The organism is Desulfovibrio subterraneus (genome assembly GCF_013340285.1).
GTDB lineage: Bacteria > Desulfobacterota > Desulfovibrionia > Desulfovibrionales > Desulfovibrionaceae > Halodesulfovibrio > Halodesulfovibrio subterraneus.
In genome coordinates, this window is sequence record NZ_BLVO01000013.1 from 1,186,255 (window position 1) to 1,197,568 (window position 11,314).

8 protein-coding genes and 1 tRNA gene are annotated in these 11,314 nt (G+C 54.7%); 5 read left to right on the top strand and 4 right to left on the bottom strand.

What is annotated here, in order from left to right; genetic code table 11:
• Window positions 1–31: 31 nt before the first annotated feature.
• A complete protein-coding gene (locus HUV30_RS12290) occupies window positions 32–1,114 on the bottom strand; it encodes a protein-glutamate methylesterase/protein-glutamine glutaminase (protein ID WP_174405732.1) in 1,083 nt (360 codons plus the stop codon).
• Window positions 1,115–1,353: 239 nt separating this feature from the next.
• Between HUV30_RS12290 and HUV30_RS12295 the strand changes: the two genes are divergently transcribed.
• The 4 genes from HUV30_RS12295 to HUV30_RS12310 all read left to right on the top strand — a co-directional run bounded on the left by HUV30_RS12295 (window position 1,354) and on the right by HUV30_RS12310 (window position 5,185).
• Window positions 1,354–1,430: transfer RNA gene (locus tag HUV30_RS12295), tRNA-Pro, on the top strand.
• Window positions 1,431–1,560: 130 nt separating this feature from the next.
• On the top strand, window positions 1,561–2,115 hold the full coding sequence (locus tag HUV30_RS12300; protein ID WP_174405733.1) for a hypothetical protein: 555 nt from the start codon (window positions 1,561–1,563) through the stop codon (window positions 2,113–2,115).
• A 495-nt stretch (window positions 2,116–2,610) separates the two neighbouring features.
• Window positions 2,611–3,939 (top strand): Na+/H+ antiporter NhaC family protein, encoded by a 1,329-nt coding sequence (locus tag HUV30_RS12305; protein WP_174405734.1) that lies wholly within the window; start codon window positions 2,611–2,613, stop codon window positions 3,937–3,939.
• 352 nt (window positions 3,940–4,291) lie between these two features.
• Window positions 4,292–5,185, top strand: coding sequence for a flagellin N-terminal helical domain-containing protein (locus HUV30_RS12310; protein WP_174405735.1), 894 nt, complete (start codon window positions 4,292–4,294; stop codon window positions 5,183–5,185).
• A gap of 201 nt (window positions 5,186–5,386) precedes the next feature.
• On the opposite strand, the gene HUV30_RS12315 is transcribed toward HUV30_RS12310, so the two are convergent.
• The 3 genes from HUV30_RS12315 to HUV30_RS12325 all read right to left on the bottom strand — a co-directional run bounded on the left by HUV30_RS12315 (window position 5,387) and on the right by HUV30_RS12325 (window position 10,801).
• Window positions 5,387–6,757 carry an amidohydrolase gene (locus HUV30_RS12315; protein ID WP_174405736.1) on the bottom strand — a complete coding sequence of 457 codons (1,371 nt, stop codon included), beginning with the start codon at window positions 6,755–6,757 and terminating at the stop codon, window positions 5,387–5,389.
• A 167-nt stretch (window positions 6,758–6,924) separates the two neighbouring features.
• Window positions 6,925–9,078 (bottom strand): RelA/SpoT family protein, encoded by a 2,154-nt coding sequence (locus HUV30_RS12320; RefSeq protein WP_174405737.1) that lies wholly within the window; start codon window positions 9,076–9,078, stop codon window positions 6,925–6,927.
• A 4-nt stretch (window positions 9,079–9,082) separates the two neighbouring features.
• Window positions 9,083–10,801, bottom strand: a complete 1,719-nt coding sequence (locus HUV30_RS12325) for a peptide-binding protein (protein ID WP_243452169.1) — start codon at window positions 10,799–10,801, stop codon at window positions 9,083–9,085.
• Between the two features lie 226 nt (window positions 10,802–11,027).
• On the opposite strand from HUV30_RS12325, the gene HUV30_RS12330 reads away from it, so the two are divergent.
• A partial coding sequence (locus HUV30_RS12330; protein ID WP_174405738.1) for a hypothetical protein occupies window positions 11,028–11,314 on the top strand: 287 nt, incomplete at its 3' end.

Genomic DNA, 11,314 nt, shown 5'->3' on the forward strand with positions numbered 1-11,314 from the left:
GATCAGCATATCCGGTCGAACAACTGCCGGACTATTTGTACAAACCAGCCATGATGGCTTCCGCGATATCATCAATGTCATGAATCTCGTCTGCCAGACCGGCGTCAACAATGGCCTTGGGCATACCATAGACAACACAGCTCGCGTCGTTCTGCGCTATGGCACGTCCCCCCTTCTGCTTCAATACGCGCATGCCTTCTGCGCCGTCGCTCCCCATACCGGTAAGAATAACGCCAAGCGCTTTGCGTCCCACACTGTTGCCCACCGACTCCATAAGCACGTTGGCCGAAGGCTTGTAGAGCGCATCGGTCGGCTCCGTCGTAACAACCAGTTCCATGCGGCCACCGCGCAGGTCCAGACGGATATGCTTTCCGCCCGGAGCCACATAGGCCACACCGGGAACAATTCTGTCACCGGTTTCGGCTTCCTTGACCGTTATCTTGCAAACGCCGTCCAGACGTTTGGCAAAGGGGCCGGTAAAGGCAGCAGGCATATGCTGGGCAATCAGGATGGTGGCAGGAAAATCTGCCGGCAGCTGCGAAAGCACCTTCTGCACGGCTGGCGGTCCACCGGTGGAAACGCCTATCGCCACGATATCCCTCACCGGTCTGCCCGTACGGGATACCACCGGCCTGGGTACTGCGTGCGCCGCCGCAACGGCTGTTCCGTTGGTAGCAACGGCCGGGCGCACCGGGCGGGAAGGACGAGGCGGAACAAAACGCCTGCGGGAAATCTGCTTCACCTTTTCCTGAAGGTCCTCTTCTATCTTTACTATATCCAGAGAGACCTTGGAAAGCTGTTTAGGAATAAAATCAACAGCCCCGAGCTCCATGGCCTTCAGGGTGGCTTCTGCTCCCTCAACAGTCAGCGAGCTGACCATGAGAACGGGCCGGGGCATTTCCATCATGATATGACGAAGCGCCGTAAGGCCGTCCATGCGGGGCATTTCAATATCAAGGGTCACGACATCGGGGTTATGTTTACGGATCAGGTCCAGACCTTCCTGTCCGTCACGGGCAGTGGCAACAACCCTGATTTCAGGGTCCTTTTCAAGCATACTGCTCAACGCTTTTCTCATGAAAGCGGAATCATCTACTACTACGACTGTAATCACCCGTCACTCCTTGCGAATCTCGGTGACAAACGGAACTTGTACTTGTGTGGTTGAAAGAGCGAACCGATTGCGCCGCAGGCGCTTTCGATCCTCGCTGCATACGGGACGATTCTGGTCCTCATAGCACTATGGTAGAGAATTTCGAATGTTAATCAATACTAAATAAAATAAAATATTTTGGCAACGCACGAAAAAAAGCTTGCATTCATTTGGGAGCTACGTTAGTTACCACCTCCTCACGGGATGTGGCTCAGTTTGGTAGAGCGCTGCGTTCGGGACGCAGAGATCGAAGGTTCGAATCCTTTCATCCCGACCATGAAGGTCATAGGGCTTGCGGAAACTCCGCAGGCCCTTTTTTGATACTGCCGAACAGGCTGAGGCGTGCAGGCGCGCTCCCCGGCCGAGATGGAACCATATATAGTGCCTTGAAAAGGAGAAATACACAGATGCGCTACATCATCTCTTCTCTGCTGATTCTGGCTCTGTGTTCCGCATGCACCGCCAGAAGCATGAAGCAGTACAAACCCAGCGACATTCAGTGGGAATCCGGCAACGTGGTTTACGCTGTCGTGGACAGGGAAAAGAAAGACCACGTGAAGGTTGACGCCTCTCTGCAGAAGGTGTCGTTCACGGGTGATTCCGTTCAGGCCCGCTACACCTTTGCCGCCCCCGGCAAAATGGTCATTATCGACGCCGGGATCGTCACGGTGGACAACGGCTCCCCGTATACCGAAACCCAGTACAGCGAAAAAGCAACCATCTTCGGTCTGTATGACGGATTTTCGGTACTGACGGTAAACAACGTCTCCTCCCTCTGCGATGGAAGCAACCCGCGCAAGCAAACCCGCATAGCCACAAAATACTGTGAACTGCTCCCTCCGGACGAAGACAAGTGGGACTGGAGACGACTCGACGAAGATGCGCTCATGAATGACGAGCACAAGCTGGATATTCTGAAATCGCTGAGAGAACGCAGAAACAGCATGCTGACGTTCTGGTAGCACCCCCCCAAGCATACGGCCCGGTTCATCCGGGCCTTTCTTATTTGCGCGCCCCACCGGCCGCCGGAACAACCGCGACCGCATGCAGCTGACACGCTTTTCCCACGGCAAGACGCCGGTCGCCGCACCATTTATACTTGCGGACAGATGCCCGATGGCAACATGTTCATATTCCGCAGGCGCATGTCGGCACACATGCCTAAGCTCACACGCCCATGCAACAATCGCTGACCCCCATTGCCAGAACGCAGATTTCAAGCCGACGAAGGATCTGCAGCACCACAAGCCGATATCACGCATCTGCCGGACAAACTTGAAAGGATTTATTCAAAGTTGGCGTAACAGTTCACCATACCGGCCATATCGAGAGGAAAAACACAGCCGCCCCTGCTTAAAATGCTGGACAATGACAATATCAGGATATAAGGAAAAGCGCATATACTTTTCCGGAGACAAAAACACTCCGCAATCGAATTCTGCAACGGAGCGAAAACCATGAACACCCCGTCACCAAATCAAAGCACCAGCGGCGTAGCGCTGCTACCGCTACTCCTCTTCCTGATCATCTTCATTGGCACAGGATCACTGCTCACCATGCAGGGCGTGAGCATGGCTTTCTATCAGCTCTCCGCTGCGGTTGCCATTCTGCCTGCCATCGCCTTGTCCCTCATGCTGGGTAAAGGTAAGCTGGATAAGAAGATCAATATTTTCCTTTCCGGTGTGGGCGACATCAACATTGTCACCATGTGTGTGATCTACCTTCTTGCGGGTGGTTTTGCATCCGTTGCCAAAACCATCGGCGGTGTTGATGCCACGGTAAACATGGGTCTTGCCCTTGTGCCTGCACAGCTGGTGCTGCCGGGGCTGTTTGTCATCTCTGCCTTTGTCTCCACCGCCATGGGCACCTCCATGGGCACCATCGCAGCCATAGCTCCCATTGCCGCAGGCGTGGGTGATCAGACAGGCATGTCCGCAGCCCTTCTCATGGGTGCGGTGCTCGGCGGGGCCATGTTCGGCGACAACCTTTCCATGATTTCAGATACCACCATCGCTGCCACCCGTACGCAGGGGTGTGCCATGAGTGACAAGTTCCGCATGAACGTGCTCATAGCCCTGCCCGCCGCCATTGCCACGGCCGCTCTTCTGACCGTTTTCGGCGATACGGGCGCAGCTTCCTCTCCGGCGGATTGGGAGTTCATCCGGGTTGTACCCTATATTGCCATTCTTGCTCTTGCCGTGGCGGGCATAAACGTCTTTGTCGTTCTTGCCACCGGCATTGTTTTGTGCGGCGCTGTGGGACTTGCCGTCCAGCCCGACTTTACCCTGCTCTCCTTCTCCCAGAGCATTTACAACGGCTTTACCGGCATGCATGAAATTCTCGTGCTCTCCATGCTCGTGGGCGGCCTCGGCGAGCTCATCCGCCATCAGGGCGGCCTGCTCTGGCTGCTTGAACGCATCAACAAGCTTGCGCACCGCGCCGGCAGAAGCAACACCCGCCGTTCCGGTGAAGTGAGCATTGCCGCACTGGTATCCCTTGCAGACGTCTGCACCGCGAACAACACCGTGGCCATCATCCTTAGCGGCGGTCTGGCAAAAGAGATTGCCGAAGACAACGGTGTTGATCCCCGCCGCAGCGCAAGCATTCTCGATATCTTCTCCTGCATCGTGCAGGGCCTTGTTCCCTATGCGGCGCAGGTGTTGCTGGCTGGCTCCATTGCCAAGATTTCTCCTGTAACCGTTGCCGCCAACAACTGGTACTGCCTGATCCTTGCGGTAGTCTCGGTCGGCGCCATCATCACCGGCTGGCCGCGCCACAAGAAATAGACATTCTTCAACACAGCCCCCCTTGCAATGAAAAGCCCGCCCCTGCCAAACAGGAGCGGGCTTTTTTCATGCCTGGGTCAAACCTATCAAAATTAGCACACGCTCAATATTCCGTAATTTTTGCAAGCAAAAGAGCATTTCAGGCTTGCTATGCAAATAATTTTAATAATATCTATACATAGATACATAAAAAATTAAAAAAATTAAGCAAAACACCTAAAGGGATCTGAACCTAAAGCCGATATGCATGGCGAGTGGGGAGGGGAGAATCTATGGTCAGAAGGAGGTTCATCGCACCTGACCGTATCCCCGATTGGCATGGAAGCCGTGACCTATTCAAGGAGGAATGGTCATGAGTCTTATCATCAATCACAACATGATGGCCAATAACGCCGCCCGCAACCTGAGTACCTCGTACAACGGCCTTTCGACCTCGATTCGCCGCCTGTCTTCCGGTCTCCGGGTGGGTACCGCAGCTGATGACGCCGCAGGTCTCGCAATTCGCGAACTCATGCGCTCCGACATCGCCTCGCTGAACCAGGGCGTACGTAATGCCAACGACGCTATCTCGCTTATTCAGACCGCCGACGGCGCGCTCTCCGTAATCGACGAGAAGCTCATTCGAATGAAGGAACTGGCAGAACAGGCGGCAACGGGTACCTACACCTCCGACCAGCGTCTGATCATCGATTCCGAATATCAGGCAATGGCATCGGAAATTACCCGAATCGCCAACTCGACGGACTTCAACGGTGTGCACCTGCTGAACGGGCATCTGTCCAGCGACACGCATTCCGGTTCGGGCATTCAGGCAACCGGCAAGATGAAGATCCACTTCGGCACCAAGAACGACTCCGCCGAAGACTATTATTACATCAAGATCGGTACGGCCACGGCATCGGCTCTGGGCATTGGATCGCAAGCCAGCGCGACCAGCCAGGGCTACACCATCTCAACCCAGTCCGCCGCACAGGCAGCACTGGTTGGACTTGAAAACGCAATCGTTTCGAAGGACAAGATTCGCGCGGCTCTGGGTGCCATCCAGAACCGGTTGGAAAACACCATCTCCAACCTGCAGATTCAGGCTGAAAACCTGCAGGCCGCAGAATCCCGCATCTCCGACGTGGACGTATCGACTGAAATGACTGAATTTGTGCGCCAGCAGATTCTGTCGCAGTCCGCAATAGCCATGCTCTCGCAGGCAAACACCCTGCCCCGTCTCGCCCTCAATCTGCTGGGCGGTTAACGGACAGGATAGCGGACTTCAGTAGCACAGACGACCCCATATTCAGGGCTTCTTAGAATTGCCCGGGTATATGGAGCGATGCAAACGACTTCATGGAACGACCAGATCCTCCTCACTCATTTTCCAAGCGCCAGAAGAGCCCCCGAAAGGGGGCTCTTTATTTTTACTGTCGGCCGGAAAAGAAAGAACTTGTAAGAGAAGCTAGCGTACCTTCACCACAGGGAACCGTGGTTTGAGTTCTATGCCCGCCCTGCGGCGGATATGCCCAGCCCTCTCCTGCGCCTCCGCAAGAATGGCAGCCTCATCAAGCCCCGCAACCACCCTGTCCTGCATAAGCCAGCGGCCGTTGCACATGCTGTGCGTCACATTGCTTGAATGCATGCTGTAGACAAGGCTGGAAACCGGATCATGCACAGGAACGGAACCGGGGCCGTTCATGGGATCGATTACAATAAGGTCGGCCTTCTTCCCCGGTGTCAGCGAGCCTATCTGGTCATCCCAGAGCACGGCCCGCGCGCCGTTCACAGTGGCCATTTCCAGCATCCTTTCCGCAGGCACGGTGGTCGGGTCCAGTGTACGGCCCTTATGGATAACCGCAGCAAGATACATTTCATCCATCATGTCCATGCGGTTGTTGCAGGGGGCGCCGTCGGTTCCCAGAGAAACACATATACCCCGCGCCAGCATCTCCGGCACATGGGCAAAACCGAGCACCCGCATGGCCGCACCGGGGTTATGAGATACCTTCACATCATGCAGGCGGAACAGGTCCAGCTCGCGCGGCGTAAGCCATACCGTATGCACGGCAAGCAGGTTCGGCCCCAGCACGCCTAGATTATTCAGGTGCTCAACAGTGGAAGCCCCGCGCGTGGCACGGGCGAAATCTACCTCTTCCTTCACCTCGGAAACATGCATGTGCATGCCGATGCCACGGGCATCCGCAATTTCCTTGGTCCGGCACAGCAACTCATTCGAGTTGTTGAAAATGGTACGCAGGCCCATCCAGTACCGTATGCGCCCTTCCGCCGTATCATGCCAGCGGTCATGCAGTTCAAGCTGCACGGCCAGCGCCTCATCCGTGGATTCCCTATGCTCAGGACGGATGCCCTCGCCGCAGTCCATGGTGGAACGGGCCAGAATGCCGCGTATGCCCGCCTCGCGCACGGCGCGACCCATGGCATCCACATGCCGGCCACCGGGTTCGGCAAAGCAGGTAACACCGGACTTTATCAGTTCAAGGCAGCAGGCAAGCGCCGAGACATGCACGTCCTCTTCAGTCATGGCAAGCTCGTAAGGCCATGTACGGTCGTGCAGCCATGTGAGCAGATCTACATCGTCCCCAAGCCCGCGCCCCAGCTGCTGGCAGAGATGCACATGGGTGTTCACCAGCCCCGGAAGCACCATGCGCCCGCTGACATCCACCACCTCTGTTCCTTCCGGAATGCTCTCTTCCGGAATGGCACCAACGGCCTTGATGATGTCGTTTTCCACCAGAACATCGCCGCCTTCGAACATCTCGCGCCGCTCGTTCATGGAAAGAATCAAACCATTGCGCAGTAATATATGGGACATGCCGCCTCCTGAGTAATCGTGAATGCCATGAAAGGCCGTGGCTTACCGACTTGGCAAGGGGGTGTCAACGCCCGTATTCCGCCAACTTCCCCTTAACATACTTCTCGGACAAAACAGAAAGCCCTCCGTACGGAGGACTTTTCTTATACTATCCATATTTTCAACTACTATTCCGACGACGAGAATCTCGACACCTCGATCATGCCGGGCAGTGTGCGCAGCCTGTCGATGGTGTGGTAGAGGTGGGCAACGTCTCGCACCTCCACTGTCAGTTCAATTTCGGAATTCCCATCCACGGTGGAATGGAAGGTGCCGGAATCGATGTTCACATTCTCGCTGGCAAGCATGGTGGAAACACGCGAAAGCCCGCCCACCACGTTCTTGGAAATGATGCGGATGCGTGCCGGATACGGCTTGTCCACCTGACCATCCCAGAACACCGGGATAAGCCGCTCTGCTTCAAGGTTCTGAACGTTGACGCAATCCGAGGTATGCACGGTTACGCCGCGGCCACGGCTGATGAAGCCCACAATGGGGTCTCCCGGAAGCGGGTTACAACACTTGGCAAAACGCACAAGCACGTCATCAACACCTCTGATGCTGATGCTTTCCGCATGCTTGTTCTTCTTGGCGGCAGCATCCTGAGGACGCACTTCTTCAACCTGCGGCTCAGGCTGCTCTTCCGGCTTGGGCATAAGCTTGCGCAGCACCTTCTGCGCGGTGATGCGCGCATAGCCCACATGCGAAAGCAGGTCTTCCACGGTCTTGAGGGAGAAGTCTTCTGCGATAATCTCCAGCAGACCTTCCTTCATGACCTTGGTAAAGTTGATGCCCATGCGCCTGCCCTGCTTTTCGAGCATTTCCTTGCCTAAGGATATGCTGCGGGTCCTTTCTTCGGTACGGATGAAGTGACCGATTCTGGTGCGGGCTTTTGCGGTCTTGACGAACTTCAACCAGTCACGGCTCGGATGACGGTTGGTGTCCGTTATTATTTCGACGGTATCTCCGTTCTTGAGCGGTGTATGAAGGGGAACGAGCTTGCCGTTCACCTTGGCGCCGGAACAGTGGTTGCCCACCTCCGTGTGGATGGAATAGGCAAAGTCCACGGGTGATGCGTCTTCCGGCAGCTCAACGACCGTACCCTTGGGCGTGAAGACGTATACTTCATCCTTGAACAGATCATACTTGAGCGAACGCATGAACTCATGCGAATCGCTTTCCATCTTCTGCCAGTCAACAAGTTCGCGCAACCATGAGAACTGCTTGGCATCTTTGGCCTTGAGCTTGCCACCTTCTTTATATTGCCAGTGCGAGGCAAGGCCGTGCTCGGCAAGCTGATCCATCTCTTTCGTGCGGATCTGAATCTCTATGCGCTCGGCCTCCGGCCCTATCACGGTGGTGTGCAGGCTCTGGTACATGTTGGCCTTGGGCATGGAAATATAGTCCTTGAACCGCCCGTGAACCGGCTTCCAGATGGCATGCACAAGACCGAGAATGGCATAGCACTGCTTTACATCTTCCACGATAACGCGGAAGGCGATGATGTCGTGCACCTGATCCAGCGTAAGATTCTGCTGCACCATCTTGCGATAGATGGAATACCGGTGCTTGATACGCCCCTTGATAACGGCGGTCATGCCGTTTTCCTCAAGCATGCTGCGTATCATGTCCCGCACACGGTCCATGTACTCGGTGCCGGACTTCTGGTTGTTTTCAAGCCATTCCGAAATGGAATTGAAGATGTCGGGCTTGAGATACTTGAAGCTCAGGTCTTCCAGTTCAAGTTTGATGCGGTGCAGGCCAAGGCGGTTGGCCAACGGCACGTAGATATCCAGCGTCTCCTGCGCAATGAGCTTCTGCTTGTGCGGCTTCTGGAAATCCAGCGTGTTCATGTTGTGCATGCGGTCTGCCAGCTTGACCACCAGCACGCGGATATCTTCCGCCATGGCGAGAATCATCTTGCGGATATTCTCTGCCTGCGCCTGCTCCTTGCTGTCGAAGGTCATCAGGCTGATCTTGGTGACGCCGTCCACAATATCCGCAACGTTTTCACCAAACTGGGTATCGATATCTTCAATAGTCGCGCTGGTATCTTCAACCGTATCGTGCAGCAGGCCGGCACAAATGGTTGCTTCATCCATGCGTAGTTCCGCCAGCTTGTACGCCACGGAAAGGGGATGCGAAAGATAGGGTTCGCCGGAAAGCCGCGTCTGCCCCGCATGGGCGGCAGCCGAGAAGACGTAGGCCTTCTGTATCAGCGCCACATCTGCATTGGGACGGGATTCCGTAACCTTATCGAGTATTTCCTGTATCCGGATCATATGGTTAGTTTGCAACCTCGTACAACCGCTCACTCTTGGGAATCCACCAGCGGTCTATATTGTGGGTAATACCTGCGGGTGCAGGGTCTATACCCTTTATACGTCCATGCACTATGGGCAGCGAGTACGGCACGTACAGGAAGCTATAAGGCTGATCCTCGTGCAGAATACGCTGAACTCCGTCATAGGCTTCCTTGCGGGCGGCACGGTCAAGGGTGGTTCTTCCCTTATCAAGCAAGGCATCCAACTCGGAATTGCGGTACTTGCCGTGGTTCAATCCGCCGGGACGGGCCTGCGAAGAATGCCATACCTGAGCAATATCCGGATCCTGAAGGATATTCCAGCCCAGAATAAGCGCATCAAAACGCCCCTTCTCCACAAATTCCTTCAAAAATGCCGCCCATTCAACCGTGCGTATCTTCACAACTATGCCCACATCTCTGAGCATGCTCTGGATGATCGTCGCCGTCTTGATGCGCTGCTCGTTGCCCTGATTGGTCAGAATGGTGAACTCGAAAGGCTGGCCGTCCTTGTCTATGACGCCGTCACCGTTGGTGTCCGTCCACCCTGCTTCCGCCAGCATCTGCCGTGCTTTGGCGGGATCATAGGGATAGTCTTCAATGGTATCGTTGTAAACCCAGGTACCCGGCTTGTAAGGCCCCACCGTGGGCTCGCCCTGCCCGAGAAGAACGCCTTTGATGAGCCCCTGCCGGTCTATGGCTGTGGTGAGGGCCTGACGCACCTTCTTGTCCTTGAACCTGGCTTCTTCGAGATTGTAGCCAAGATAAGCGTATCCGAAGGAAAGGTACCGGAACTTGTTATATTTGCCGTCCCAGTCCGCCCCCTTGGTCTGGAACAGGTACTGCTGCGGAGTAAGGTTCATCATATCGAGCTTTCCGGCCTTGAGCTCAAGGAACATGGTGGAAAGATCGGGAATGACGCGATACACAATTTCACTGATATACGGCTTGCCGAGAAAATAGGTATCGCTTGCTCCAAGCACCAGCTTGGAACCGCGTTCCCATTCCTTGAAACGGTAGGGGCCTGCTCCCACGGGTTTTTCCGTCAGCGGAGAGGAGACCACATCCTTGCCTTCCAGCAGATGACGCGGAAGAATATCGTGCATCCACGTAATCAGCGAACGCGCAAAAGGCGTGTCGTATTCAACTTCAAACGTATAATCGTCCACCAACGTGAACTTCTTGATCTGCAGATAGTCGTCCGCATAGGGTGTGGGGGTTTTCGGATCTATCATGAGCTTGTAGGTAAATTCCACGTCACGTGCCGTGAGCGGTTCACCGTCTTCCCACTTCACATCCTTGCGCATGACTATGCGGATGCGCTTTCCGTCATCCTGCACATCATAACGCTCCGCAGCCCAGGGCTCCACTTCAAGATCCTTGTTGTAGCGAAGCGGCGCAACGTAAATATAGCTGGCAATATCATGCGATCCTGCATCGGCAGTAAGGATGGGAATCATATTGGCAAAGTCGCCGATGGTTCCCAGAATGAGTCTTCCGCCGTATTCCGGCTTGCTCACCGGAAACTTTTCAACTTTTTTTTCTTCAGCCGCAGGGGCAGCTTCCACGGTTGTTTTCTGCTTTTCCTCTGCCGGTTTTTCCTGAGTTGCGGAGTCTCCACAACCAGCCAGCAAAAGAAATATGCCCAATGAAAACATTACAATACCATTTCGCAGGACATCCACATTCAACGTGCGCGTCATTATTTCCTCGTGCTATTGCCAATTCCGGCGGATAAGGTATTCTAACAAACGTATGGTCAATATTGCGCTTAAAAACGCCAAGTTTCAAGCCAACAAGCAGACACCCTATTGAAAATCTGGATGAAATCGAATAAATTCGCAGTCCGCTTCATGTTTGGGGGCCTCTGAAGCGGTCTACACGTATCATCCGACATATATCCTGTTTGCAAAGGAGCCTCGTACAGTTATGGACGAAGCATCAGCGAGACGACTGCTCAACACACTCGTGGAAGACACCATTCCGGAATACATCATTGATGGTTCCCGATATATCCTTGAATCCGGAGGCGTTCAGAAGATCAGCCTCAAGAAGAGCGAGGGCTATTGGGACATCGAAGGAACCGTTCAGGGTGAGGACTTCCAGATATACTCCCCCAAGCTCAATGTCGACTTTGAAGAAGATTCAGTCAACTACATGTGCAATTGTCCGGAGGCCTTTTCCGGTGCCTGCCGCCATGTAGGCGCTGCCGCCAT

What these genes read in the sequence shown, in the direction of transcription:
- HUV30_RS12300 (WP_174405733.1), top strand. Translation starts at nt 1,561, where the DNA reads ATGCGCTACATCATCTCTTCTCTGCTGATTCTGGCTCTGTGTTCCGCA.
- HUV30_RS12305 (WP_174405734.1), top strand. Translation starts at nt 2,611, where the DNA reads ATGAACACCCCGTCACCAAATCAAAGCACCAGCGGCGTAGCGCTGCTA.
- HUV30_RS12310 (WP_174405735.1), top strand. Translation starts at nt 4,292, where the DNA reads ATGAGTCTTATCATCAATCACAACATGATGGCCAATAACGCCGCCCGC.
- HUV30_RS12315 (WP_174405736.1), bottom strand. Translation starts at nt 6,757, where the DNA reads ATGTCCCATATATTACTGCGCAATGGTTTGATTCTTTCCATGAACGAG.
- HUV30_RS12320 (WP_174405737.1), bottom strand. Translation starts at nt 9,078, where the DNA reads ATGATCCGGATACAGGAAATACTCGATAAGGTTACGGAATCCCGTCCC.
- HUV30_RS12325 (WP_243452169.1), bottom strand. Translation starts at nt 10,801, where the DNA reads ATGACGCGCACGTTGAATGTGGATGTCCTGCGAAATGGTATTGTAATG.